Raw genomic sequence first — 26117 nt, 5'->3', positions numbered from 1 at the left:
AATATTGATCGTTCTTAAACATAGAAAATCCATCTGTTTAGATTCAGATAAAGACTTGAAGCTCTTGAAGGGAGTGAAACAATCGTGTTTTTGGATTACCTCGTCCTAAATGCCACTACAGAACATGCTGTAAAAGCACTTAACACTGGTGACATTTTTGCTACTTTAATCGTTTTCATCCTTTTAATGGTCCTATTGAAGAAATTCGCATGGGGTCCGTTGATGGGAGTAATGAAGCAACGTGAAGAGTTAATTGTTAGTGAAATCGAAGCAGCTGAAAAAAGCCGCCAAGAATCACATCAATTACTTGAAGAACAACGTGCCTTATTAAAAGAAGCACGCACAGAAGCACAAGCGATTGTTGAAAACGCGAAGCAACAAGGCGATGCACAACGTGAAGAAATCATCACAACTGCACGCGCTGAAGCAGGCCGTTTGAAAGAATCAGCTGTCCGTGAGATTGAAACAGAAAAAGAAAAAGCTATCGCAGCAGTACGCGAAGAAGTTGTATCTCTATCTGTTCTTGCAGCATCTAAAGTTCTTGGAAAACAAATTTCTGAAGAAGATAACCGTGCGTTAATCGAAGAAACGATTGCGAAGGCAGGCGATGTAGTGTGAGTCAATCAACTGCAGCGAAACGTTATGCCCTAGCATTGTTTCAACTAGCACAACAACATAACCAACTAGCTCACGTGGAAGAAGATTTCCGTGAAGTGAAAGTGGTATTTAAAGAAAATCGTGAATTGCAGGTTATGCTTGCTTCTCCAAAGCTTTCTTTAGACCGTAAAAAAGAGTTGATTCGTGAGTTATTCGGTAAAGCTAATCCATTCGTAGTGAATACACTGCAAGTGTTGATTGACCGTAAACGAATCAATGAAGTAGTGGCAGTAGCTACTGAATTTGAAACACTTTCAAACGAAGCACAAGGTATTGCTGACGCGAAAGTATTCTCTACACGTCCTTTGACTGATGATGAGCGTGCGGCGATTTCGTCTGCATTTGCACACAAAGTAGGGGTGAACTCTTTACGCATTGAAAACGAAATTGATCCATCATTGATTGGTGGCATTCGTCTTCAAATCGGGAATCGTATTTTCGATAGCAGCGTAAGCGCTAAGCTAGACCGCTTGAAAAAACAACTTATTGGTTAATATTATGAAACGAAAGAGGTGACATACATGAGCATCAAAGCTGAAGAAATCAGTGTCTTGATTAAACAGCAGATTGAAAATTATCAATCTGAGATGAAAGTTAGCGATGTGGGTACAGTTATCCAAATTGGTGATGGTATCGCTCGTGCTCATGGTCTCGACAACGTCATGGCTGGAGAGTTATTGGAATTCTCTACCGGTGTTATGGGTATGGCACAAAACTTAGAAGCGAACAACGTAGGTATCGTTATTCTAGGACCATATGCAGATATCAAAGAAGGCGATGAAGTACGTCGTACAGGCCGTATTATGGAAGTACCAGTTGGACCAGAATTGATTGGCCGTGTTGTCAATCCACTAGGCCAACCAGTTGATGGCTTAGGCCCAATCAACACAACAAAAACTCGTCCAATCGAAAGCCCAGCACAAGGTGTTATGGCCCGTAAATCGGTTCATGAACCATTGCAAACTGGGATCAAAGCAATTGACGCACTAGTGCCGATCGGCCGTGGTCAACGTGAGTTAATCATCGGTGACCGTCAAACAGGTAAAACAGCTGTTGCGATCGATACAATCCTTAACCAAGCTGACCAAAACATGATTTGTATTTACGTAGCAATCGGTCAAAAAGAATCGACTGTTCGTAACGTAGTTGAAACGCTTCGTAAAAACGGCGCATTAGAATACACAATCGTTGTTACTGCATCAGCATCTCAACCAGCTCCATTATTGTACCTAGCTCCTTACACAGGTATTACAATGGCGGAAGAATTCATGTTTGATGGCAAGCATGTACTAATTGTTTATGATGATTTATCTAAACAAGCTGCTGCTTACCGCGAACTTTCATTATTACTTCGTCGTCCTCCGGGTCGTGAAGCATATCCAGGGGATGTATTCTACTTACATAGCCGCTTGTTAGAGCGTGCTGCTAAGTTGAATGAAACACTTGGTTCAGGGTCAATTACAGCTCTTCCATTCGTTGAGACACAAGCTGGAGATATCTCTGCTTATATTCCAACAAACGTAATTTCGATTACGGATGGACAGATCTTCTTACAATCTGACCTATTCTTCTCAGGTGTTCGTCCAGCAATCAACGCGGGTCTTTCAGTATCACGTGTTGGTGGTTCAGCTCAAATTAAAGCAATGAAAAAAGTTGCGGGTACACTACGTCTTGACTTAGCTGCATTCCGTGAACTTGAAGCATTCGCTCAATTCGGTTCTGACCTTGATAAAATAACTCAATCAAAATTAAACCGTGGTGCACGTACAGTAGAAGTATTGAAACAAGACTTGAACAAACCGCTTAAGGTTGAAAAACAAGTTATTATTCTTTACGCTCTTACACGTGGTCACTTAGATGATATTCCAGTTCAAGATATCGTTCGTTTCGAGAACGAATTGCACAGCTGGTTAGATTCAAACCACACAAACGTTTTAGATCACATCCGTACAACAAAAGATCTTCCTGCTGACGAAGACTTAGTAAACGCGATCTCAGCGTTTAAAAAGACATTTGCTAAATCAGAGTAATCTTTTTGGATGAATAAAAAACGATAAGGTGGTGAAATACCAGTGGCATCATTACGCGACATTAAAAGCCGAATAACATCGACAAAGAAAACGAGCCAGATTACAAAAGCGATGCAAATGGTGTCGGCTTCGAAATTGAACCGTGCAGAATTGAATGCGAAATCATTCGTTCCTTACATGGCGAAAATTGAAGATGTCGTAGGAGCAATCGCTTCAGGAACTAGCGATAATGGGCATGCAATGCTCAAATCTCGCCCTGTAGTTAAGACAGCTTACCTCGTCATCACTGCTGACCGTGGACTTGCGGGTGCATACAACAGTAACGTGTTACGTGCTGTAACGAATGCAATTCGTGAACGTCACACATCAAATGATCAATTTGTAGTCTTTGCAGTTGGACGTATCGGTCGTGATTTCTTCACGAAACGCGGCATTACAGTAATTGAAAGTGCAGTCGGTTTACCGGATCAGCCTTCATTTGCTGATATTAAAGAAATAGCGCGCAAGGCTGTTGGTATGTTCACAGAAGGTATGTATGATGAACTTTATATGTACTACAACCATTTTGTTAGCGCCATTCAACAAGACGTTACAGAGAAAAAGGTGCTTCCGTTAACGGACATCGCTATGACAAGCACGGCTGCTTCATATGAATTCGAGCCTTCAGGCGAAGCAATTCTTGAAGTACTACTTCCACAATATGCGGAAAGCTTGATCTACGGTGCTTTACTAGACGGCAAAGCAAGTGAACATGCTGCACGTATGACAGCAATGAAGAGCGCAACCGATAACGCAAGTGAACTAATCAGTTCATTGACATTACAATTCAACCGTGCACGTCAAGCAGCGATTACCCAAGAAATTACGGAAATCGTCGGCGGCGTAGCGGCTCTAGAATAGAAGAAGTAAGTAAGACAGGAGGGAACAAGTATGAACATAGGACACGTTCTTCAAGTAATGGGTCCAGTTGTTGACGTTAAGTTCAACAACGGCCAGTTACCAGCAATCTATAACGCATTGACAGTTGCGATTGAACGTCCAAACCAAGAGCCAACAACGTTAACTCTTGAAGTTGCGTTACACCTTGGTGACGACTCTGTCCGTACAGTAGCTATGTCATCTACAGATGGCTTGAAACGTGGTGCGGAAGTTACAGACGCTGGATCAGCAATTACAGTTCCAGTTGGTGACATCACATTAGGTCGTGTATTCAACGTACTTGGTGAAGTAATTGACTTAGGCGAAGAGATCCCGGCTGAATTACGCCGTGACCCGATTCACCGTCTTGCACCAACGTTCGAACACCTTTCAACAGAAGTTGAAATTCTTGAAACAGGAATCAAAGTAGTAGACTTATTAGCTCCTTATATCAAAGGTGGTAAAATCGGTCTCTTCGGTGGTGCCGGTGTAGGTAAAACTGTACTTATTCAAGAATTAATCAATAACATCGCACAAGAACACGGCGGTATCTCGGTATTCGCAGGTGTTGGTGAGCGTACGCGTGAAGGAAATGACTTATTCCACGAGATGAGCGATTCTGGCGTAATCAAGAAAACAGCAATGGTATTCGGTCAAATGAACGAGCCGCCTGGTGCACGTATGCGTGTTGCCTTGACTGGTTTGACAATGGCTGAGTATTTCCGTGATGAGCAAGGTGCAGACGTACTATTGTTCATCGATAATATCTTCCGTTTCACTCAAGCAGGTTCTGAGGTATCAGCCCTTCTAGGTCGTATGCCATCAGCCGTTGGTTACCAACCAACACTTGCTACTGAAATGGGTCAATTGCAAGAGCGTATCACGTCTACTAACGTAGGTTCTGTAACATCGATTCAAGCGATTTACGTACCTGCCGATGACTATACGGATCCAGCTCCAGCAACAACATTTGCTCACTTAGATGCAACAACAAACTTAGAACGTAAACTTTCTGAGATGGGTATTTACCCAGCGGTAGATCCTTTGGCTTCAACTTCTCGTGCATTGTCACCTGAAATCGTTGGCGAAGAGCACTACTCAGTTGCTCGTCAAGTACAATCAACACTTCAACGCTACAAAGAACTTCAAGATATCATCGCGATTCTTGGTATGGATGAGTTATCTGATGATGACAAGTTAACGGTTAACCGTGCTCGTCGTATTCAGTTCTACTTATCTCAAAACTTCCACGTAGCTGAGCAATTCACTGGCCAAAAAGGTTCATACGTACCGGTTAAAGAAACAGTTCAAGGATTCAGACAAATTCTTGATGGTAAATATGATCACCTACCTGAAGATGCATTCCGTTTAGTTGGACGCATTGAAGAGGTTATTGAAAAAGCGAAAAGCATGGGCGTTGAAGTTTAATAACAGGGACCAGGAGGGGAAAAAATGAAGACCATCAAAGTCAATATTGTCACTCCCGACGGCCCGGTATACGATTCTGAAGTCAACATGATCATTGCCTCTACAACAACTGGTGAAATTGGTGTGCTACCTGGACACATTCCAATGGTTGCTCCACTTAAAGTGGGTGCCATTCGTCTGAAAAAGGAAGGAACAACTGAAATCGTAGCAGTAAGCGGCGGTTTCTTGGAAGTCCGACCTGACCAAGTATCCATTCTAGCTCCATCAGCTGAAGTAGCTAGCACAATTGATATCAATCGTGCGAAAGAAGCAATGAAACGTGCTGAAGAACGTCTGAACTTATCAAAACAAGACGACGTCGATTTCAAACGTGCGGAACTATCATTGAAACGCGCAATGAATCGTATCAACGTTAATGAGGGTAACATCTAATAAAAGATGGCGAGTCGAGGAGTAGTATTCTCCTCGACTCGTTTTTTTATTTGATAGGTGGGGGTCTCTCTATTTCACAGATCGATATAGAGGATTCACTGTTGTTTATTTACAATGCGCAATGTTATATCTGAATGTAATGAATGTATTTCTGGAAATGAGTTTTCAATCTCCAATTTCATTTTTCAACACAATTCGTAACGTGATAAGTTTATTAACTTAATTTTTCACATTCGTACGTATGCTGCCAGACAACATCTTAACAAAAGTGTTTTCCTTACTTAATTCGACCACTTTTCATACAAAAAGGAGCAATCACCATGTATACACAAATTGGGCAACAAGCAATCCTTGGCATTTTATCGCATACATTTTTTATCGGAATTACATTTTTTGCACTTCGTGCTGTCATGATCGAAAAAGTTGTCAAAAAGCAACATGTTTTTCAAGTGCAACTACTATACATTCTTTTGAGCATTGCAATCGGTTCTTCAGTGTCGAACTTCTTTCTGCACATGTCGACTTGGTCGAAACAGATTCCGTTCCTCTTTTCATAAAGAGTCTCTTTATGTCCATAAAGATGAACGAGTTTCGTAGCTATGGCCATGGAGAGAACAAATATTACCCGGGAAATAAATTGTCGAAGGATGGTTTAATCCTAGTGTCGAAGGGAATTAGTAGGTAGAATAACTTAACAAAAAAGAGTTTAAAAGAGTTCCATTTTGACCGACACAAAGAACTTGTGACTTACGTATCATATAAAACAGTTACTTGTCAAAAAGTTCACAAAAAATGAGGGAATGGGTACTTGTGTTATACGAGAAATGTCTGTAATATGAGTAATGTTTTTATTCCTAATAAATGACATCATACGAGTTTAATCGACACATAGAGAAAAATCATTATATAAAACATGGAGGGTCAACATTGGATAAAATTATTGTAAGAGGCGGCCATAAGTTAACAGGGAAAGTAAGAGTAGAGGGTGCAAAAAATGCGGTACTACCGGTATTGGCAGCAGCTCTTTTAGCATCAAAAGGAAAAAACATCATTCGTGACGTAGCGAACTTAGCAGATGTTTACACGATAAATGAAGTATTGAAAAGTTTAGGTGCATCAGTGCAATATTTCCCAAAACAAAACGAAGTCATTATCGATTCTTCAGTTACATTATCAAGTGAAGCTCAATTCGAATACGTTCGTAAAATGCGTGCATCGATCTTAGTAATGGGACCGATTTTAGCTCGTAACGGCTTTGCGCGTGTAGCACTTCCAGGGGGCTGTGCAATCGGTTCTCGTCCAATCGATCAGCATTTAAAAGGTTTTGAAGCGATGGGCGCTGAAATCTCATTTGGTCATGGATTTGTTGAGGCAAGAACAGATGGTCGCTTAAAAGGTGCTAAAATTTATATGGACTTCCCAAGTGTTGGGGCTACTGAAAACATCATGACGGCGGCAGCATTAGCAGAAGGAACGACAATTCTTGAAAATGCTGCAAGAGAGCCGGAAATTGTAGATTTGGCGAACTTCATCAACGAAATGGGTGGACGTGTTATCGGGGCTGGTACCGACACGATTCGCATCGAGGGTGTAGAAGAATTAGAAGGTACACTTCACCATATCATTCCTGACCGTATTGAAGCAGGTACATTCATGGTGGCAGCTGCCATCACAAAAGGTGATGTAACAATCGAAAACGCAGTTCCTGAGCATATGGCAGCGTTAATTTCCAAAATGGAAGAAATGGGCGTTCATATCAATGAAGAAGAAGACGGACTTCGTATCCGTGCAACTGAAACATTGAAATCCGTGGATATTAAAACAATGCCGCATCCTGGCTTCCCGACTGACATGCAATCACAAATGATGGCATTGATGTTAACGGCAACTGGCACGGGAATGTTGACTGAAACGGTATTTGAAAACCGCTTTATGCACGTAGAAGAATTTCGTCGCATGAACGGGAATGTGAAAATTGAAGGTCGCTCGGTTATTATGCAAGGACCATCTGAACTTCAAGGCGCAGAAGTGGCAGCAACTGATCTACGTGCAGCTGCAGCATTAATTTTAGCGGGCTTGGCTTCAGAAGGCGTAACACGCGTTACTGAACTTTACCATCTTGACCGTGGATACGTGAACTTCCACTTGAAACTACAAGCACTTGGAGCAGACATTGAACGCGTTTCATCTGAATCTTCTGATGAAAAAGTAATGCAACAAACCGTTTAATCCATATCCTATCCTATTCCAAAAACCGACATCTTATACCCAAGATGTCGGTTTTTTTGTGGAAAATTTTATTCCCGTTAATACTCAGTTTTGGAAAGAGGGGGTATGGGGATATTTAGTGTATGCCATTTCTTTTTTATTTGTTCCTATTCGGGAAGCTCACTTTGTTTATATTAATCCATAACAGTAATTCCCCTCCGAATGAAGTGGGAGGGGGCAAGTTGGTTTGTTTACGCTTTACTCCTGTTAGAAGTGTGGCAATATTAACGGGAGGGAATTTTTATTCCCTTTCAAGATTTGTTCCTATTAAGGATACGTTTAATCCCTCTCGCGAGTACTTTATTCCCGTTCGCCCAGTTACTTCCAAAAAATATCCATAGAAGTGTAAAATGGTTTTGTTTCCGTTGCGATGCTGATAAGAGATCTCGACGTACGATATGAAGAAACCCATTTGAAATCTAGATTTACTCGCATTAAATCCAGATAAATTCTAATGCTCTCTGTAATTCATATTCTTTACTCTATCATCATATATTCCACCATGAGATACTTAGCCATTGTTATCACCTGTCTCTGTTTATTCCTCCTGCCACTGCAAATAATTAAGAAACTACCGCAACAAGGGCAAGTGTCAGCACCCGAACCCGAAACCGACAATGTTGTAGCTTGTGAACCTATACTAATTCGCGTGGAAGGGCATGCTGAGCCGTTTCCATTAGAGGACTATGTCAAAGGTGTCGTACAAGCAGAAATGCCAGCTACGTTCAAGCTAGAGGCCTTAAAAGCGCAAGCAATTGCCGCACGAACATTCGCACTCAAAACAACCAATTTTGGTTCAAAATCTATTAAACCAACTACTTCACACCAAGCGTTCATCTCACCGAGTGAACGCATATCCCCTCCAAATATCGCACAAGCAATCACGGAAACTGCCTCACAAATTCTTACCTATAATAATGAACTCATCACAGCCATGTTTTTCTCCACGAGCAATGGGAAAACGGAAAGCGCGAAAGGGTATAGTGGCAACGACATTCCATATTTAGTCATCACGGATAGCCTGGGGGATACCATATCTCCGAAGTTCAACAACACGAAAACATTCACCCTGAAAGAATGGAACGAGGCATTCGGCTTTAATTGGACAGCCGATCACTTCAAGACACTGGTGCTGACGCCAAATGAATCACAACGAGTCAAACAAATGACGACCACTCAGCACGAATGGACAGGCCGTGAAATAAGGGATATTTTAGGGCTCCCCTCCACGGATTTCGAAATTGATGCATCCAATCCAAATCTTATCACCGTATCAACGAAAGGATACGGGCATGGCGTCGGGATGAGTCAATACGGAGCAAACGCTATGGCGCAGGAAGGGAGTAAGGTAGAGGAGATTTTGAAACACTACTATCCGAAGACGGAAATAAAAAATTTCCAATCTATTCAACCAGGATGTTTAAAACCTTGAATCGCTGACAACACTAGCATCAGAGGTGATGAATATGCGAGAGGAAAAATCTAATAATCCTTCTCTACCAAAAAAACCAAGTAAAAAACAAACGTGGCTATGGCCAGCGATTTACGTAGGGTTTTCGCTGCTATTTGTCGGCATGATCTGGGGGTACAATGCGTTTATTGATTCTGATAATGTCGCAAAAGGTCCACGAACAGAAGACACGGGAGCAAAAGAAGTTGCTGTAACGTCTCAAAAAGAGTCAATGAAATTCCCATTTGACGAAGCGATGCTTGACCAAATGACAATTCTGCAAGATTTCTATGATCCTACTGCAACGGACGAATCACAAGAAAATTCTCTTCTTGTATTCAACCAAACTTACGAAACAAGTAGCGGTGTGACCATCTCAATTGAAGGCGAACCGTTTGAAATTTTAGCTGCAATGAGTGGTACAGTAAAAGAAGTAAATCTTGATCCATTCCTTGGGGACGAAATCGTTCTAGAACATGAAGACGGCCTACTTACACAATACCGTTCCGTAAAAGAAATTTCAGTGAAAGCCGGTGACCATGTACAACAAGGTCAACCTATGGCAACTGCTACTGAAAATGAATTCAACCCAACAGCTGGCGTTCATTTACAGTTTGAAGTGTATGACAAGGGAGAAGCAATTAATCCACGTACGTACTTAGCGTTCTAATTCCCAACTTTAAGGCATACGGTATAGGAAACGTTCGGTACGGAAGGATGCGGTCTTGCACGAACAGATCCGGAAACGTTGCCTAGAGCTTGGCGTATTGGTGCATGAAACGGGCTTAACGGTACGCGCGGTTGCAAAGAAAACGGGCTACTCGAAAAGCACGGTGCACAAAGATTTAACAGAACGTTTAAAACTAGTAAATGAAGCACTGGCCAAAGAAGTTAGTGAAATCCTTGCCTATCATAAGTCGATTCGGCATATCCGGGGCGGGGAAGCAACGAAACAGATGTGGAAACTTAAAGAGGAACACACAGAAGAAACGCCATGACGATTACTCGTCATGGCGTTTTTTCATGCGGTTAAAAGAACACCGAAGCTTCGTTTTCAGAACAGGACTATTTACTAAAAAAGATGTAATTATTTGCTCGCTATGATAGAATAGTCAGTTAGTAGAGACAAAGATAGAGAAAGTCAACTATTATGGGATTTGTAGGAAGGGGAAACAAGGTTCATGTTTGCTAAAGATATTGGAATTGACCTTGGAACGGCTAACGTTTTAATACATGTAAAAGGTAAAGGCATTGTATTAAACGAGCCTTCAGTAGTAGCAATGGATCGCAAAACGAAACGTGTGTTGGCAGTAGGCGAAGAAGCACGTAAAATGGTAGGGCGTACTCCCGGAAATATAGTGGCGATTCGTCCGCTAAAAGACGGAGTAATCGCTGATTTTGATGTGACTGAAGCGATGCTGAAACACTTTATTAATAAATTGGATGTAAAAGGATTTTTATCAAAGCCACGTATCTTAATTTGTTGCCCAACGAATATCACAAGTGTGGAACAAAAAGCGATTCGTGAAGCGGCGGAGAAATCTGGCGGCAAAAAAGTTTTCCTCGAAGAAGAACCAAAAGTGGCGGCGATTGGAGCGGGCATGGATATTTTCCAGCCAAGCGGAAATATGGTCGTTGATATTGGTGGGGGAACAACAGATATCGCGGTCCTTTCGATGGGCGACATTGTAACGTCCGAATCGATTAAAGTAGCCGGTGATGTGTTTGATAATGATATTTTACAGTACATAAAACGCGAATATAAGTTATTGATTGGCGAACGTACGTCTGAAGATATTAAAATAAGAATCGGTACGGTATTCGCTGGTGGACGCAAAGAAGAAATGGAAATCCGCGGCCGAGATATGGTTACAGGCTTGCCACGAACTATTCTAATCACTTCTGAGGAAATCGAAAAATGTTTGCGAGAATCCATTGCCATGATCGTGCAGGCTTCGAAAAATGTTCTGGAAAAGACACCTCCAGAATTATCTGCAGATATTATCGACCGTGGCGTGATTTTAACAGGTGGTGGCGCACTGATGCACGGCATTGATTTCTTGCTTGCACAGGAATTGAAAGTACCGGTTTTAATAGCCGAAAACCCAATGGACTGTGTAGCCATCGGTACAGGTATTTTGCTAAACAATATTGGCAAAGCTTCCACTCGACTGTAAAGATTACCAACAAATATACATGCACAATTGATGGACGATAAGGAGAACGGCGAATGACGAATGAAGTAAAAGACGAACAACAACAGGTAAAAACGCAGCCAGTTGCTTCAAACCGAAAACAGCACAAAGCTGAAAAAGCCGAAGCTAAGGGTCAAAAGAAAACTTGGTGGGTTCAAATACGTCTTTTCCCGATTTGGCTTCGTATTATTTTGGTTTTAGCTCTTGTCGTTGCTGCAATTGCAGCAGGATTAATTATTGGCTATGGTTACATCGGAGATGGTGAACCAAAAGACGCCCTTAAGTGGGAAACATGGCAACACATTTTGGACATTTTAAACGGGAAAGAGAAGTAAATCGACTCTTTGCACGTCTTTAGAAAAAAATATTGTCTAGCTACAAGCGCCAGCTCACACCTCCGGTTAGGTACACATGGGTCATGAAGGCTAGTGTCCCGACATGATGTCGGGACACTAGCCTTCATACCAAAACAATTCGAAAACAGATTTTCGATTCGTTTCTTCCACCATCGGAGTCGATCTGAAGTGGCGCTTTACGCTTTTCTTATGGAGGTTTTACAGTGACATTATCAGCTCAACAAATTCAAGCAATTTTACCACATCGTTATCCATTTTTATTGGTCGATCGAATTACTGAAATTGAAGACGGCAAACGTGCAGTTGGTTTGAAAAACGTTTCAATCAACGAAGATTTCTTCAATGGGCATTTCCCAGGATATCCTGTAATGCCAGGTGTTTTAATTATCGAAGCATTGGCACAAGTTGGTGGAGTAGCGTTATTGAACAAAGAAGAAAACAAAGGACGTCTTGCATTTTTGACTGGTGTAGATAACTGCCGTTTCAAACGACAAGTCGTGCCTGGCGATCAACTTCGCTTGGAAGTGGAATTCGTAAAACTTCGCGGGGCAATGGGCAAAGGTCATGCCATCGCGACAGTAGACGGCGAAATCGCATGCGAAACCGATATTTTATTTGCTCTCGGACCAATTGTTGAAAAAGAATAATCACTATTCAACAAGTACAAGTTGTTTAATGCTAATCGTCTGAGGGAATAATAAAACAGACGGTGTAGCCTTTCAAGTAGGAGGTTTTCCGCTTCATGTATAAAGAATTACCAACCGGAGTAAAAAGTAGCATTACACGCTCCATCAAAACCGTTTTCGAACATTATATGGCTTCGATTGAATGGTCTGAAAATCGTTTCAGTATGGAAGACTTCATTCAAACTTGGCGCATATATATAAGTGAAAGTGCTACATGGACAGACAAGATTTCTGAAGAATGTAAGCAAGATCCAGTATTTCACGAAGAAATTGCCAAAAAAATGAATCAAGCCATTGATAAAATTTTGAATGAGCCACCGTCTGAAGAACAAGTTGCAAAAATTGAAATTATGCAAGAACAACTCAACACTCATTATGATTATGCGTGTAAAGCGGAAGCGGCATACGTCGAATCCATTTTAAAAGAAAAACTAAACGCATAGTCGGATAGTTCCTTCCTTTCCCGGGCAACCTACAGTGAATCACATTAATTGTGGTGAACAATTGCCGGAAAGGAGGGAATTTTTTATGTGGAAAAAAGCAACGATGGTCTTTGGTATGAGTGCACTTTTACTTGTCGGATGTAACATGAATAACGACAAAGTACCAGGAAACGAAACCCCAATGGAAAACGACGTAAAAAACGATGTAAATGACGTAGAAAACAATGTAAATGACGACGTAAATGACGTACGAGAAGATACCCAAGATTTAGTGCCTGGTACTGAAGGTGAAAATCATGTGGACCCAACAAACGAAGATCAAAACAAAGATAATGATAAAGACATGATGAAAGACGCGAATACAGATGAAGAAGAAATCCTTGAAGATGACATGGATAGACGTGACGCGGATAACAAAGACGAATAATACTGAATTGTGAAGAATCCCGAATGTCTTTTCTGGACGAAATGAATCGAAAATTTGATTGAGTTTCTGAAGCTAAGACGCGAATTGGGCTCGCTTTAATACAAAAAAGACTCGGCTAAATTTCAGCCGAGTCTTTTTTTAAATGAGGTCGTTGTCGCATATCGTTTTCAAAGCGAGTAATAAGCTTTTCACCTGTTAATCCATCTTGGACAAGTTCTGTCAAAAGTTGCAAGGCATACTTACGCCGGGTGCGAATTAACATCCCTTTCAACAGCACCGAAACATAATCTCCAATTTCTTTGACAGCATATACTGCAACTTCAAAGCTTGCAGGTTCATTTTCAGGATACGAAATGACAACTTTCACTTCAACCAATTCCCCAGAACCATTGTATTGCTCAAATATCGTACTGTCTTTTTTATCGACATACATTTCTAATATCCATGATCGGTGGCTGTTTTCTTGATTGATGATGATGCCATCTACGAGAGGAATCGCAATGGTTTGGTCCCCTTGAACCAATGTCATAGACAACATTTTAAAGGTTTTCAATAAGCTCACAGCCTTTCCGCAAAGTTTAATTGACTCTATTATATCATAGACTTCAAAAATCTTAGAGAACTAGCCAAAACCGCATTTTAAAGAAATGCTTCACACTTAGAGCCACATGGTATAAGAAGAACTTTGTTAATATGTGGTACTTGCAAAATTAAATTTTTACAGGCTCAAAAGAGGGCAAAATTAATTTTTGGTCCTTTGCACACAATTAAATGTGCTTTGTACAATAAATTCAGTAACCTGAAAGGAGGTGAATAAATGAATCAAATCGGGATGATTGGCCGCATGACAAAAGATCCAGTATTTCGGCAATTGTCTGAAGGAAGGGTGCAAGCAAGTTTTGTGTTGGCTGTACAACGTACTTACAAAAGTGCAAAAGCGGATGAAGCAGATTTTGTATTATGCACTGTATGGGGGAAACTTGCTGAACACACAGTGAAGTATTGTGGAAAAGGCTCGCTTGTAGGAATCAGTGGACATATCCACTCGAGATCCTACCAAAAAGAAGATGGCAATCGAGTCTTCGTAACCGAAGTCATCGTTGAAGAAGTTCAATTCTTACAAACGAAACCGAAAGCAGGACAATCTTCAGAAATTCCTCATATGAAAAAAGAGTCGCAAGCGAAAGAAGACTTTATATTCTCTGAGGAAGAGCACAAAGAATTACCGGTTGTGTAACTATGTTTTCCACGGTAGACCGCACCGTTGGTTAGTACACAAGATTTCTCAATCCAAGAGAAAGGAATTCACCCAATGAAAGCTTCATCATCTGATCATCTCATTCGAATGGAACTACATATGGAACAACTAATTCGTATGATTGCGAATTTGAATGAGCGAATTCAAGTGCTCGAACACAAATTAACCGAACCCACATTACGCGTAGTGGGCAAATAAGATTTTACTAGATTGGCAAGAGAGGAAACCGGCCGCGTGAAGCACGGTCGGTCTTGTACATAGAAAAGTGTAGTAGGCCAAGATAGACCGACTCCGACGTTGGAACTGCCGACTCGAAAACCTGTTTTCGAACGAGACAGTGAAACGGAGGTGCGGTCTGGCCTGCGGAACTAGACATATAGAAAAGCGGAAAGCATCACTCTAGCTCAACACCGGCGCTGGAAGGCACGAAGCGAAAGCCCGCTTTCGCATGTATTTGGGAGGGGAGGCTAAGATCCGGACATCGTGTCCGAACGCCTTCATGACCCACATCCTGTGGGCCCAAGCTTAGGTGTGAGCTGGTGCTTGAAGCTGGACATAAGAAAAGTGTAGTAGGCCAAGATAGACCGACTCCGACGTTGGAACTGCCGACTCGAAAACCTGTTTTCGAATGAGACAGTGAAACGGAGGTACTGTCTGGCCAGCAGAACTAGACATATAGAAAAACTCAGCAGAGGAGGCTAGCAAGTTCGTACGCGGAAAGGGAGCCGATTCCCTCCAATTTTTATAAAATAAAATGCCTGCCGGAAATCCGACAGGCATCCATATAAACGTTAACCTAATGTAAGAAGTTCTTTTAAATCATCATCCGCTAGTTCAGTAATCCACTGGCTGGATTGGATCAAGTCTTCCGACAAAGCTTGTTTATCAGCTAGCAATTTGTCGATTTTCTCTTCAATCGTACCAATTGTCACGAATTTATGCACATGGACAAAACGCGTTTGACCAATGCGGTAGGCACGGTCAGTTGCTTGATTTTCAACCGCTGGATTCCACCAACGATCGGCATGCAATACATGATTTGCAGCAGTTAAGTTAAGTCCCGTTCCACCAGCTTTCAGTGACAAAAGAAACACAGGGAATTCTTTTTCCTGGAAGGATTCAACCAGACGGTCACGCTGTGCTTTTGGCATGCTGCCAGTTAAGAATGGCGGATCGATGTCGTGCAACTCGCTTAAGCAATGCTGTAGCAGATGACCCATTCCAATGTACTGGGTGAAAATGAGACATTGCTCACCGCGAGCGGCAATTTCTGCTGCCAAAGTGACGATGCGCGCCAGTTTTTCAGAACGCTCCATCATATACTCCGCTTCACCAAACCCCTCCTTCAGATAAAGGGCTGGGTGATTACACAATTGCTTCAGCTTGCTCAACATTTTTAAAATAAGTCCTTTTTTCTCAAAGCCGGTCAATGTTTCGAGTTTGAACAGCGTCTCCTGAATCAAGCTTTCATAGAGTGCTGCTTGCTCCGTCGTCAATGGGCAATACTCACGCTGTTCTTGTTTGTCCGGCAGGTTCAACAGCAAGTCTGGATCCTGCTTCGTACGTCTCAACAAGAAAGGACGGATTTTGTTTCGTAGTTTTTGTTTATGATTTTCCGACTCATCGCGTTCAATTGGTGCAATAAAGTTATCCTGGAACTTACGGAAGCTACCTAAATAGCCTTTATAAATGAAATCGAAAATGGCCCATAACTCAGACAAACGATTTTCAACTGGTGTTCCTGTCAATGCCAAATGATGTTCACCGCGTAACTTGCGGATCGCACGACTTTGCTTCGTGTGCATGTTTTTGATGTTCTGAGCTTCATCCAGAGTCACACTGGCCCATTCGATTTCACTTAACGCTTCAGCATCCTGAGAAGCCGTACCAAAAGTCGTCAATACGACATCCGGTTTCATGGAAATGAGTTCAGTAGCCAGTGATTCATCTTTGGAACGTGTTTGCCCGTAATGCACATGGACGTCCAAATCAGGCGCAAATCGTGCCAGCTCTTTTTGCCAGTTTCCTAAAACGGAAGTAGGGCAAATGATAAACGATGGCTTATCCGTTTGATTTGTGCGATGTACATGGAGCAAGTACGCAATCAGCTGTACTGTTTTTCCGAGACCCATATCATCCGCTAAACAGACGCCGAATCCTTGTTCACGCATAAACACAATCCAGTCAAAGCCCTGTTGCTGATAAGGACGCAGTTCCGTCAACAAATGAGGGGAAACAGTCGTAGTAGGCAGACCTTTCTTATCCTGTAGCTGTTCCAAATACTTTTGAAGGGATTGATTCAGTTCGAACTGGAATAATGGATCGTCCTCTTCTTCCAAATTATCTTCATCAAGTACGAGTGCTTCAGGCAGTTCACGGAACAATAATTCTTTCACGGTCCAGTCTTCAGCTTCCGTTTGTTCCATCAACTGGCGGATTTCATGCATCCAGTGTGAATCGATGCGGAACCATTCGTTACCGGCACGTATGTACTCACGATTTTCTTCAACCATTTGTTTGAATTGATCTTCAGTAATCGCTTGACCATTTAACGAGAAGTGCCAATCAAAAGTTAAAATTTCATTCAGACCGGCTGTTGTTTTAAACGAAGCGGTCTTGGCATTCGACTTGACGCGCAGTTTGGATTCTTTCACCGCTTTTAACCAACCTGGCAAAATCACTTCAAAACCAAGAGCTTGCAGGCGTGCTGCATCGTCACGCAAGAAATGGCGGACGTCCAAATCACTTAACGAACTAGATAAAAACCGATCCGCATCCGATTCCATATTCATTAATTCCAGCATATTGGATTGCGTTTCATACACATAAGGAGCATGAACTTTCCATTTATCAGGTAGCGCATTAGCGATTGAAGAATCTTTCTTCCGAAAAGCGGGAGTCCAGTGCACAGAACTTTTCTTGCCGCGAACCACAGTTTCCAATAGCCATTCATCCGAGAAGGACTCAGGCTCACTAAGCCGCAGTGCCACAATGACATCAGCATGCCCGCTTTGAGCTTGCAGAGGCCAACCGCCTTGTTTGAAAAAGGGAAGTAACGTAGGAATATCCGATAACGTCAACCCTGCGCCATACAGTTTCTGCTGAATGGCAGAAGTAAGCATCACTTTTGCAGCAGGTGGGACTTCTTCAGTTGTCAGTACTAGTGAGCCTTCTTCAAACTCAATATCATTCCAAAGAGTTGGCGCACTCCATATGTTTGCAGCTTGTTGAATGGTTGATATCGTCAACTCGTCTTCCTGTGCATAGCCACTAACGTGTACGTAAGGGTGTTTAACGATAGGTGAGAACAGTTCCACTAATTCAAGTGAAGAAAACCGAGTTTCTTCATCATGATTCAAACCGTAAAAAGAGGGTTCATGTTGGAATGAGATAAAAGATATCCATTGTTCCGTAAATAAACGCATGCCTTCATCATTGTAGGCATGCACGGTTGTAAATCCATCATCCATTTGATCGAATGACAGTATTAAATTTTTCATAAAGGGCGATACACGGGAAGTCATAAAGGCAAGTTTCCTTTCTGTATCTCTTCTTGGAGAGCGCGCAATCGACGATATTTCGCTTGAAGTTCGCTTACGTAGCTGTTCCAATATTCGGTTTTGCCACTTTTCTTTGCAGCCGATTTCATTTTTTTCCAAATGCGAACGGCTTGTTTATAGTTATGGCGATTGCGCTCTCGCACTTCGGTCAGTGCAAGTACATGATAAAGCGGCAACACTGTTTCAGGTGCTTCCTGGAGGACAGTCTTCATACCACATGATTCCGCATAATCGAGTGTTGACCCGAATCGGTGATGCAGAGCCACCCAATCTTTATATCGGTGTTGATCAATCAGGAAATCGGAATAGGCACGGACGCCAAATGAACCAAATTGCCAGAACAGCTGCTCACGTTCAGCATCCGGCATTTCGATGAATTTATACAACGCATATAATTTCGAAACGAACACGGAACGGTTCCATGCAGACAGATGACTGTTCACATAATCAAAAATATGTGGACGCATCGCATGCAATATAATCGTCAGCGACGGCAGATCTTCCTGCTCTTTTGCAAGTTTCGCCAAATGCATCCATTCAGGCATATCACTTGGATGAATACGGTCCGTAATGAGTTTCAATTCATCCGGTATTTTTAGCAATAAGCAAAATAAAGCCCGAAACAGGTCGTTATTTAGACTTTTGTTTTCCTGTAAATAAGCAAACTCTTGTTCACGACGGCCTTTTTCCGTTAACAGTATGACCCAATATGCGTGAAACAAATTAAAACGAAGATCAGCCATCGTTTCCAACTCATAAACGATATGACGAACATGTAGCACAAGTGCATCATAAAAAGGATCAGCTGAGAACAAACGTGGTTTGCTCGAGAGATTCAGCAGCTGATGCTGTATATCTTCAATATCGGTCTGGATGGTAGCGCGGAACATGTTTTCATTCATATCTTCGCTGACATCAAACAACAAACGAAGCAGCATAGTTTTGGTATAGACATCGTAAAGAGGTTGCCATTCACGTTCAAAAGGCATGAACTTCTTCAATTTCTGTTTCATTTGAATAATCGAGTTGTCGATAAAGTATCGCTCTTTCCAAGACCAATCACCAGAAACAGCATTGAACGTCGATTGAACGATTGCGTTCCAGCTTTCCGGTGTACGTTCATTGGCAAGTAACGAAAGTTGCTCCGACTTCTTCAAGCGCCATTCCTGGAGCCACTCGGATAAAGAAAACTTCTGCATATATAAACTGAATAAAACGGCTAAGCAATGACGACATAGACGTTTTTCTGGACAAGAACACGTAACTTGTTCGTCGACTAAATGAAGCGTCACAATGCAAGGACTCACATCTTGCACTTTTGCTTCGAGTAAATGTTCGTACGGGTCATATGAAAGCGCACGTACCGCTCCGTTACGAACGGAAAACGAAGCACGTCGGACAAGCTCCTCATCCTCTTGATGTGAGGGATGCAAATCTTCCGAAATCGTCTCCATCCATTGTTGGATATGGGATTGGTAGCGTACGGCAATATTAAATAAAGAATGGCTCAACAACAACATCTCCAAAAAAAATCTTTCCTTTCATTATACGGCTTTTCTCGGAAAACCGTAAGTGAAAGGAAAGATTTAAGGTTTTAAATGCAGATAGGCTTTCAAAAAATTTCTTTGAACTTCTCTTTTTCAGGGGTTGGTTTCCTATAAAACCACTGGAATAGCTGAAAAAAAAGTAGGATCGGCTTTATATGCAAGGTAGACAGGGTTCAAGGATTTATCACCATAATCGTCCACCGATTTTTTTACACTCAATTTTTTACAAGAAATTGTGGATGAATGATAGATGACCTTATTGCTTATATCTCTTGGGATTCCATAGAGTTCACACATCGCTCGAAATACAGGTAGAGAAATGCTCTGTGGATTCGTTTCATAACGCGATAACGTGCTGGCTGAAATATTCAGTAGTTTTGCAGCTTCTTTTTGAGTTAATTGAGCTAGAATTCGTGACTCTGTAATAAGTTCATGTAATTGCAAAATCAACACCACCTTAGTTGCAGGTAGTGTAGACAATTTTAACTCCTTTGGTTGTAGATATCCTATTTTTGAAACGCGGTTTCATAATTGATATATTCATATTAATAAAAACTGAATATTTAGTAAAAAATAAATATGCAATATCCCATTCAAAAGAACCAAATTCAAGATAAATCAAAGCAGGAAAGGTTGTTGTCTCATTTGCCCAACATATGAAATCGTATTGCCAAGGTTGCAGAGTACCAAATGTAAACAAAAAGACCAAGAATACATTCTCTACGTTACGCCAAACGGGGAGAGGAAAGCTGCAATTATTGTATCCAATAAAATTGGAAAGGCATTCATTGAACGCCTGACTTTTGATTCATTTGAAATTGAAGATTTGCACATTGATTTTTTGAACAATAAATGCTCATTTACATACAATGAAAACCACCTTGAAACGGAAGTCGTTTCAAACATCCAAAACATACTTCTCGGGTTCTTTATTCAGTATCACAAGCAATCGATCGCTTTTTTCACTTACAGAAAAAGAAGGAATAAAGACGTCGATGCTACCTAATACTGGTAGCATTTTTTTCGGATTTGTCATGCACGAAACATACGGGATTGTGATACACTAGTAGTAATCAGAATATTTTGATAAAAAAGGAGGGGAACACAATGTTACACGTACAACTTATGAAGCCATTTTATTCGAAATTGGAAGGCCAGAAGATGAAACTGGTATTTGCCTATCAATATTTCTCAATTAAAAAAGATGACGAACTATTCCACTTCATTCCAGTGGAAGGAAAAGAAATTATCGTCAATATGAATACGTACCAAGTCGAAAACTTATCCGAAGTCTTCGTCTTTCAAAAAGGCAATCGCTTCATCCGCTTACCACTCTATCAATTGTTGTTAGTGTCTGATATTCATATGCATTTGCAAACCATATTACAACATGGCGAGCCGGAAGACAGAGAACCAGCCAGCGATGTAAAAAAAGAAGCAAACGAATTTATTTCGTTACTCGAGCAAGCAAATCGCAGCCGGATGATTGACTACGCACTTCAAATGCGAGATCAAAGTCTATTTGATCGATTGACACATTAACCGTTGGAGGATAACCATGGAATTCAATAAAAGTTAGAAACACCTGCCTATGAAAAGAGGGAGGTGTTTTTATGTGGTTTTTAAGGGATTCATGTTTACTCCCTTTCTTGTTGATTTCTTCATTCTCATGATATGTTTGTTCCTTCGCGAGTGCACTTTATTCCGTTTGACAACCCGTTTATTCCTCTTCGAACAAGGTTTATTCCAGTCCACCTAGTATTTCCTACATGAAAAACCCCGAAAACGAAGTGATTGGGGGCAAATTGGTTTGGTTTTCGCTGCGCTACTGTTAAAAAGCAAAATTAAAAACCCTTCTCCGAATATGACACGATCGGGGAAGGGTTCTAGTAGTACCTGTACATACATCACGCTCCTAAATTGAAGTCAACATATACAATATTATGACAGATACACTCGAGCCGATGACGCCGAACAATATATCGACAGCAGTTAATTCAAGGATTTTATTAAATTTCACATCTACCACATCCTCTCTACTTTTTTCTCTGCTAATTGATTTTATGGAAGCGGCATGGCGCCTTGCCTGTCCAAACGTATCGCAGGAAATACGATAAAGTTAATATATGTAGAAATTTTCCTTTGATAGGTTATATAAAGTTTAGGTTTTGTTGGAAAAATTTATTCAATTTCATGTGAATTTCAGTTTTTCATTTTACAAAATTCAATTTTGATACGCTTTTCGAAGTCAAAATTTATTTTTGTAAGCTTAGTAGGTGGGCAAAATTCAAGTTTGGGGGCAAAGGTTTCCATCTTGACAATAGCCATTTACACTTAAATGAAGCTATTGAACCTTTTGGGGAAGGGGAGATAGAGGACGAATGATTGTATACATAGCGTTGCGGAAATCTCACCTCATTCCTACGCCGCATGCACTTAAGCTTTCGGGCTGTATGACCAGTCGACCTGTTTAGGCGGGGGCCTAAATCTTTAATTAAACTGACGTTAAAAGTGTGAGCAAATTTGGGTGCTCGCACTTTTAACGTTGCGCAAATATTGTTCACGGTTTCCCAAAATAACCAAAAATGACAATAATTTGACAAATTATCCGACAAACTGCACAAACCTATGAATCTCTTTCCAAACACCCACAACTTTTTCACCAATTTTTCTTTATCTGTACCCTTCGTACGTTACAATTGATGTCGAATTTTGGTAAAGTAAAGGAAGATTAATAGCTACTGGTAGTTACGGGAAGGATTTTTGAAAATATGATATTTGACTTTCGATTTTGGCGATATCTAGCAAACCAGCAAGAATTAATAGATAATCTCGATTCTGCCACGATGCGCGATTTTAAAAAACGCGTATGGATGGTTGGTCTATTCGGATTACTCTTATTTGTTACACAAGAACTGTGGGGAATGAACACACAGCACCTTACATCCGTATACGCATTTAGTGGCAATGACCCGTATACACTGGCACGTCTTGTCTCACTTGTCGGAATCATTCTATGGGCAGTTCTTTATATGGCATTTCACTTTTTAGGCATTGCATTCATATTGAACCGCATCACGGGCATTGATTTACCTAAACTGGCCGTGTTGCAACTGTATGTGGTAGGAATCCTGCTAATTGAAAAAGCATTACTGTTTATCATCTTTCTTATGACCGGTGCAACCACTCCGGTGTCACTGTTTTCATTCGGTCCACTAGCAGCAACGGTGTTCGATCATCCATTCCTAGTATTTTTCTTTAATCAATTATCCATCTTTACTGCCCTTATCATTGCATTACAAGTTCGATTCATCCGTGCATTCACGGATATGAACCCGCGCATGATTTTACTGATTATTATTGGAATACATATCGGTATGGCACTCATTACTTCGGCAGCTGGCCTTCTTCCACTCGAAGAATGGTACGGACGTTTTGTTGAAGGGGGTGCCGTCAAATGAATAAATGGTTAACGATTGGTATATCCATTGCAGTTTCTACGTTCATTGCAGCCAACGCGATTCTCTTGTTCAGCGAAAAAAGCGTAATTTCTAAAGATGTGTACGTAAATGAATACGAACGTCTCGCAACAGGGGACTTTGTACAATCCTTACCGAAAGAATCACTTGTTGCACCGCTCGACACGACAACGGTTTACGTGGAAAGTGAAGATACGATTCAAGACTGGTTGGTCAAAGAAGGTGCTGTAGTAAAAGTAGGTGACGAACTCGCTACGCTTAACACATCAACGGCTGACGAGCAACGTGAAGTATGGGAAGCGGAAAAGGAAGCACTTGAACGTCAAGTGACTGAAACCAACGCAACAATAAAGTCCTTACAATCTGACCGCGCGACCGCGCAGAGCTCAAGTAATTCGACAGACAACGCGACAGACAACGTCACTGAAAACACCGATGATAAAATGGTTAATATTGATGTAAATGTAGATTTCGGCGTGGACGTTTCTCAAGATGGTGCTTTCGCACATGCGATTGCTGAAGCGGAACAAAAACTATCTGAAGTCAATCAGCAATTGCAAGTCGTTGATGCACAGCTTGCTCAAAAGGGAGCGGCTGCCATCCTTAGTCCGGTCGAAGGCGTAGTATCCGCGATTCGAGACAACAATGACCGCTTGGCAATCGAAATTTACAGCATCGAAAAAATCATTGTTACGTATGCAACAGATGAACAATGGCAGGACGTGAAAGTAAACGACCGTGTTCGCCTACAAGCGGATGGAATCGATCAATCAATAGAAGGAACGGTAACAGAAGTTTCCCAAGTTCCTGCTAAAGACTCCGAATTCCTGACTGCCTATAAAGCGCTCGATCCAAAAGACCATAAGAACCCGCTAGCATACTATGAAGTTCGTATTCAACCGAAAGAACCAATCACAGACTTGCCTTTCGGTAACAAGACAAACGCTATGGTATTAATAAACGAAGCACAAAAAGCTGTCTCTGTTCAGACCGCTTGGTTAGACAATCGCTTCGCTGGGTCAGCAAGTGCACATGTCGTTAATAAATACGGCTACGCAGTAAAAACACCGGTCAACATCGCATTTGACTTGAAAACACGCTCAGTCATCGGCGAAGGACTTAAAGCTGGTTCAGTGGTTGTTTACGAACCACAAATCAACGACTACCGTTATGCACCTGCTATCTTCTACCCAATGCCAATGGATTCACCTTCATGGGAATCAGTAAAAGCATTCGGATGGAAAAACTACCTGAAATACTTAGTACGATAGATAAAATGACCTCTTCCTAACGATGGAAGAGGTCATTTTTGTTTGCGAATGAATTGTGCGTTAAAGATGAATTTTAGATAAGTAGTCGCGAATTACAGATAACGACTGTCGAAATGAAGATATCCAAATATGAAATCGAGATATCCTGCATTGAATTGTTGATATCCACTCACGAATTCCAGATATCACAGTAAATGCGTTATTAGTAGTGCCAGTTGACCACCCAACTGGCAATTTTTCTATTAGTGACACCTTGAGGTACTAACAGAAAAGTGGCAGGCGCCAGCCGTCAGCCACCAAATACAGGTCTGAGGGAATTGTGCGTAAAAGATGAATTTTAGATAAGTAGTCGCGAATTATAGATAACGACTATCGACACAAAGATATTCATCCACGAAATCGAGATATCCTCCATTGAAATCTTGATATCCACTCACGAATTCCAGATATCACAATAAATGCGATATTAGTGGTGCCAGTTGACAACCCAACTGGCAATTTTTCTGTTAGTGACACCTTGAGGTACTAACAGAAAAGTGGCAGGCGCCAGCCGTCAGCCACCAAATACAGGTCTGAATGAATTGTGCGTAAAAGATGAATTTTAGATAAGTAGTCGCGAATTATAGATAACGACTATCGACACAAAGATATCCATGCGCGAAATCGAGATATCCGACATGGAATTCTTGATATCCACTCACGAATTCCAGATATCACAATAAATGCGCTATTAGTGGTGCCAGTTGATCGCCCAACTGGCAATTTTTCTGTTAGTGACACCTTGAAGTACTAACAGAAAAGTGGCAGGCGCCAGCCATCAGCCACCAGCCACCAAATACAGATCTGAGGGTATTGTGCGTAAAAGATGAATTTTAGATAAGTAGTCGCGAATTATAGATAACGACTGTCGACACAAGGTATCCATGCGCGAAATCGAGATATCCGGGATTGAATTTTTGATAACCACTCACGAATTCCAGATATCACAATAAATGCGATATTAGTGGTGCCAGTTGACAACCCAACTGGCAATTTTTCTGTTAGTGACACCTTGAGGTACTAACAGAAAAGTGGCAGGCGCCAGCCGTCAGCCACCAAATACAGGTCTGAATGAATTGTGCGTAAAAGATGAATTTTAGATAAGTAGTCGCGAATTATAGATAACGACCATCGACACAAAGATATCGATGCGCGAAATCGAGATATCCATCCACGAAAACGAGATATCCTCCATGGAATTCTTGATATCCACTCACGAATTCTAGATATCACAATAAATGCGATATTAGTGGTGCCAGTTGACCACCTAACTGGCAATTTTTCTGTTAGTGACACCTTGAGGTACTAACAGAAAAGTGGCAGGCGCCAGCCGTCAGCCACCAAATACAGGTCTGAGGAATTGTGCGTAAAAGATGAATTTTAGGTAAGTAGTCGCGAATTATAGATAACGACTGTCGAAATGCAGATATCCAAATATGAAATCGAGATATCTCATTATGAATACTCGATATCTACCAGCGAATTCTAGATATCCACGCAAATTCGCTACCCCTACTCATGAATTGGCTATAATAATTATTGAATTCGTGAAAACTAATCTAGTTTCCAGTGATTGTTTCTAATAGTAAAAAATAAAGAACCCCACTCTACCCTTGGTAAATCAATATTCCCTCAACAACTTCAAAAATATAGAATCCCCACCAATTAATGAA

At 41.3% G+C, this 26117-nt stretch carries 26 protein-coding genes; 22 read left to right on the top strand and 4 right to left on the bottom strand.

Features of this window, described 5'->3' with window-relative positions; all coding sequences use genetic code 11:
* The first annotated feature begins 84 nt into the window (after positions 1 to 84).
* From atpF to MHH33_RS14605, 16 genes are all read left to right on the top strand, one after another.
* Entirely contained in the window at positions 85 to 618 is a 534-nt protein-coding gene (gene atpF, locus MHH33_RS14680; protein WP_016428256.1) for a F0F1 ATP synthase subunit B, read from the top strand.
* On the top strand, positions 615 to 1151 hold the full coding sequence (locus MHH33_RS14675; RefSeq protein WP_016428255.1) for a F0F1 ATP synthase subunit delta: 537 nt from the start codon (positions 615 to 617) through the stop codon (positions 1149 to 1151). The genes atpF and MHH33_RS14675 overlap by 4 nt, the downstream gene beginning before the upstream one ends.
* Positions 1152 to 1178: 27 nt before the next feature.
* Positions 1179 to 2687, top strand: a complete 1509-nt coding sequence (gene atpA / locus MHH33_RS14670) for a F0F1 ATP synthase subunit alpha (RefSeq protein ID WP_016428254.1) — start codon at positions 1179 to 1181, stop codon at positions 2685 to 2687.
* 42 nt (positions 2688 to 2729) lie between these two features.
* On the top strand, positions 2730 to 3587 hold the full coding sequence (gene atpG, locus MHH33_RS14665) for an ATP synthase F1 subunit gamma (protein ID WP_016428253.1): 858 nt from the start codon (positions 2730 to 2732) through the stop codon (positions 3585 to 3587).
* Positions 3588 to 3617: 30 nt separating this feature from the next.
* The gene (gene atpD, locus MHH33_RS14660) at positions 3618 to 5033 is read left to right on the top strand and encodes a F0F1 ATP synthase subunit beta (protein ID WP_016428252.1); all 1416 of its coding nucleotides are present in this window, start codon (positions 3618 to 3620) and stop codon (positions 5031 to 5033) included.
* A 24-nt stretch (positions 5034 to 5057) separates the two neighbouring features.
* The gene (locus MHH33_RS14655; protein WP_016428251.1) at positions 5058 to 5465 is read left to right on the top strand and encodes a F0F1 ATP synthase subunit epsilon; all 408 of its coding nucleotides are present in this window, start codon (positions 5058 to 5060) and stop codon (positions 5463 to 5465) included.
* A 320-nt stretch (positions 5466 to 5785) separates the two neighbouring features.
* Positions 5786 to 6022, top strand: coding sequence for a DUF1146 family protein (locus tag MHH33_RS14650; protein ID WP_016428250.1), 237 nt, complete (start codon positions 5786 to 5788; stop codon positions 6020 to 6022).
* A 370-nt stretch (positions 6023 to 6392) separates the two neighbouring features.
* Entirely contained in the window at positions 6393 to 7694 is a 1302-nt protein-coding gene (gene murA / locus MHH33_RS14645) for a UDP-N-acetylglucosamine 1-carboxyvinyltransferase (RefSeq protein WP_342542164.1), read from the top strand.
* Positions 7695 to 8322: 628 nt separating this feature from the next.
* The gene (spoIID, locus tag MHH33_RS14640; protein ID WP_342542163.1) at positions 8323 to 9165 is read left to right on the top strand and encodes a stage II sporulation protein D; all 843 of its coding nucleotides are present in this window, start codon (positions 8323 to 8325) and stop codon (positions 9163 to 9165) included.
* Positions 9166 to 9199: 34 nt separating this feature from the next.
* Complete coding sequence (locus MHH33_RS14635) at positions 9200 to 9853, top strand: M23 family metallopeptidase (RefSeq protein ID WP_016428246.1); 654 nt, start codon at positions 9200 to 9202, stop codon at positions 9851 to 9853.
* A gap of 55 nt (positions 9854 to 9908) precedes the next feature.
* Positions 9909 to 10181 (top strand): sporulation transcriptional regulator SpoIIID, encoded by a 273-nt coding sequence (locus MHH33_RS14630; RefSeq protein ID WP_342542162.1) that lies wholly within the window; start codon positions 9909 to 9911, stop codon positions 10179 to 10181.
* 183 nt (positions 10182 to 10364) lie between these two features.
* Positions 10365 to 11360: a rod shape-determining protein gene (locus MHH33_RS14625; RefSeq protein WP_016428244.1), complete on the top strand. Its 996-nt coding sequence runs from the start codon at positions 10365 to 10367 to the stop codon at positions 11358 to 11360.
* 53 nt (positions 11361 to 11413) lie between these two features.
* Positions 11414 to 11713 (top strand): DNA-directed RNA polymerase subunit beta, encoded by a 300-nt coding sequence (locus MHH33_RS14620; protein ID WP_342542161.1) that lies wholly within the window; start codon positions 11414 to 11416, stop codon positions 11711 to 11713.
* Between the two features lie 224 nt (positions 11714 to 11937).
* Positions 11938 to 12381 carry a 3-hydroxyacyl-ACP dehydratase FabZ gene (gene fabZ / locus MHH33_RS14615; protein WP_016428242.1) on the top strand — a complete coding sequence of 148 codons (444 nt, stop codon included), beginning with the start codon at positions 11938 to 11940 and terminating at the stop codon, positions 12379 to 12381.
* 95 nt (positions 12382 to 12476) lie between these two features.
* Positions 12477 to 12863, top strand: coding sequence for a hypothetical protein (locus MHH33_RS14610; protein WP_342542160.1), 387 nt, complete (start codon positions 12477 to 12479; stop codon positions 12861 to 12863).
* Positions 12864 to 12948: 85 nt separating this feature from the next.
* On the top strand, positions 12949 to 13290 hold the full coding sequence (locus tag MHH33_RS14605; protein ID WP_342542159.1) for a hypothetical protein: 342 nt from the start codon (positions 12949 to 12951) through the stop codon (positions 13288 to 13290).
* A 115-nt stretch (positions 13291 to 13405) separates the two neighbouring features.
* On the opposite strand, the gene MHH33_RS14600 is transcribed toward MHH33_RS14605, so the two are convergent.
* The gene (locus MHH33_RS14600) at positions 13406 to 13843 is read right to left on the bottom strand and encodes a YwpF family protein (RefSeq protein ID WP_036659469.1); all 438 of its coding nucleotides are present in this window, start codon (positions 13841 to 13843) and stop codon (positions 13406 to 13408) included.
* 264 nt (positions 13844 to 14107) lie between these two features.
* On the opposite strand from MHH33_RS14600, the gene MHH33_RS14595 reads away from it, so the two are divergent.
* Complete coding sequence (locus MHH33_RS14595; protein ID WP_016428238.1) at positions 14108 to 14527, top strand: single-stranded DNA-binding protein; 420 nt, start codon at positions 14108 to 14110, stop codon at positions 14525 to 14527.
* A gap of 75 nt (positions 14528 to 14602) precedes the next feature.
* Positions 14603 to 14746: a hypothetical protein gene (locus tag MHH33_RS14590; RefSeq protein WP_342542158.1), complete on the top strand. Its 144-nt coding sequence runs from the start codon at positions 14603 to 14605 to the stop codon at positions 14744 to 14746.
* Between the two features lie 593 nt (positions 14747 to 15339).
* Here the strand turns inward: MHH33_RS14590 and MHH33_RS14585 are convergent.
* From MHH33_RS14585 to MHH33_RS14575, 3 genes are all read right to left on the bottom strand, one after another.
* Entirely contained in the window at positions 15340 to 18072 is a 2733-nt protein-coding gene (locus tag MHH33_RS14585; RefSeq protein WP_342542157.1) for a DEAD/DEAH box helicase, read from the bottom strand.
* Positions 18069 to 19628: an SWIM zinc finger family protein gene (locus MHH33_RS14580; RefSeq protein ID WP_342543784.1), complete on the bottom strand. Its 1560-nt coding sequence runs from the start codon at positions 19626 to 19628 to the stop codon at positions 18069 to 18071. Before MHH33_RS14580 ends, MHH33_RS14585 begins: the two co-directional genes overlap by 4 nt.
* 135 nt (positions 19629 to 19763) lie before the next feature.
* Positions 19764 to 20135 carry a helix-turn-helix transcriptional regulator gene (locus tag MHH33_RS14575; protein WP_342542156.1) on the bottom strand — a complete coding sequence of 124 codons (372 nt, stop codon included), beginning with the start codon at positions 20133 to 20135 and terminating at the stop codon, positions 19764 to 19766.
* A 187-nt stretch (positions 20136 to 20322) separates the two neighbouring features.
* On the opposite strand from MHH33_RS14575, the gene MHH33_RS14570 reads away from it, so the two are divergent.
* The 4 genes from MHH33_RS14570 to MHH33_RS14555 all read left to right on the top strand — a co-directional run bounded on the left by MHH33_RS14570 (position 20323) and on the right by MHH33_RS14555 (position 24405).
* Positions 20323 to 20661, top strand: coding sequence for a hypothetical protein (locus MHH33_RS14570; RefSeq protein ID WP_342542155.1), 339 nt, complete (start codon positions 20323 to 20325; stop codon positions 20659 to 20661).
* A gap of 101 nt (positions 20662 to 20762) precedes the next feature.
* Entirely contained in the window at positions 20763 to 21197 is a 435-nt protein-coding gene (locus MHH33_RS14565; RefSeq protein ID WP_016428233.1) for a hypothetical protein, read from the top strand.
* A 1304-nt stretch (positions 21198 to 22501) separates the two neighbouring features.
* Entirely contained in the window at positions 22502 to 23116 is a 615-nt protein-coding gene (locus MHH33_RS14560; protein WP_342542154.1) for a hypothetical protein, read from the top strand.
* The gene (locus MHH33_RS14555) at positions 23113 to 24405 is read left to right on the top strand and encodes an HlyD family efflux transporter periplasmic adaptor subunit (RefSeq protein WP_016428231.1); all 1293 of its coding nucleotides are present in this window, start codon (positions 23113 to 23115) and stop codon (positions 24403 to 24405) included. The genes MHH33_RS14560 and MHH33_RS14555 overlap by 4 nt, the downstream gene beginning before the upstream one ends.
* The last annotated feature ends 1712 nt before the right edge of the window (positions 24406 to 26117 follow it).

The sequence above is a fragment of the Paenisporosarcina sp. FSL H8-0542 genome (genome assembly GCF_038632915.1).
Classification (GTDB): Bacteria; Bacillota; Bacilli; order Bacillales_A; family Planococcaceae; genus Paenisporosarcina.
This window is presented reverse-complemented; position numbering and strand designations above follow the sequence as displayed.

Bases quoted from the DNA above. Each gene is read 5' to 3' on its own strand.
- MHH33_RS14655 (WP_016428251.1), top strand. From the start codon at position 5,058: ATGAAGACCATCAAAGTCAATATTGTCACTCCCGACGGCCCGGTATAC.
- MHH33_RS14625 (WP_016428244.1), top strand. From the start codon at position 10,365: ATGTTTGCTAAAGATATTGGAATTGACCTTGGAACGGCTAACGTTTTA.
- atpD (WP_016428252.1), top strand. From the start codon at position 3,618: ATGAACATAGGACACGTTCTTCAAGTAATGGGTCCAGTTGTTGACGTT.
- MHH33_RS14585 (WP_342542157.1), bottom strand. From the start codon at position 18,072: ATGACTTCCCGTGTATCGCCCTTTATGAAAAATTTAATACTGTCATTC.
- MHH33_RS14565 (WP_016428233.1), top strand. From the start codon at position 20,763: ATGTTACACGTACAACTTATGAAGCCATTTTATTCGAAATTGGAAGGC.
- MHH33_RS14590 (WP_342542158.1), top strand. From the start codon at position 14,603: ATGAAAGCTTCATCATCTGATCATCTCATTCGAATGGAACTACATATG.
- MHH33_RS14560 (WP_342542154.1), top strand. From the start codon at position 22,502: ATGCGCGATTTTAAAAAACGCGTATGGATGGTTGGTCTATTCGGATTA.
- atpA (WP_016428254.1), top strand. From the start codon at position 1,179: ATGAGCATCAAAGCTGAAGAAATCAGTGTCTTGATTAAACAGCAGATT.
- MHH33_RS14605 (WP_342542159.1), top strand. From the start codon at position 12,949: ATGTGGAAAAAAGCAACGATGGTCTTTGGTATGAGTGCACTTTTACTT.
- MHH33_RS14620 (WP_342542161.1), top strand. From the start codon at position 11,414: ATGACGAATGAAGTAAAAGACGAACAACAACAGGTAAAAACGCAGCCA.
- MHH33_RS14580 (WP_342543784.1), bottom strand. From the start codon at position 19,628: ATGTTGTTGTTGAGCCATTCTTTATTTAATATTGCCGTACGCTACCAA.
- MHH33_RS14555 (WP_016428231.1), top strand. From the start codon at position 23,113: ATGAATAAATGGTTAACGATTGGTATATCCATTGCAGTTTCTACGTTC.
- MHH33_RS14635 (WP_016428246.1), top strand. From the start codon at position 9,200: ATGCGAGAGGAAAAATCTAATAATCCTTCTCTACCAAAAAAACCAAGT.
- MHH33_RS14610 (WP_342542160.1), top strand. From the start codon at position 12,477: ATGTATAAAGAATTACCAACCGGAGTAAAAAGTAGCATTACACGCTCC.
- MHH33_RS14650 (WP_016428250.1), top strand. From the start codon at position 5,786: ATGTATACACAAATTGGGCAACAAGCAATCCTTGGCATTTTATCGCAT.
- MHH33_RS14595 (WP_016428238.1), top strand. From the start codon at position 14,108: ATGAATCAAATCGGGATGATTGGCCGCATGACAAAAGATCCAGTATTT.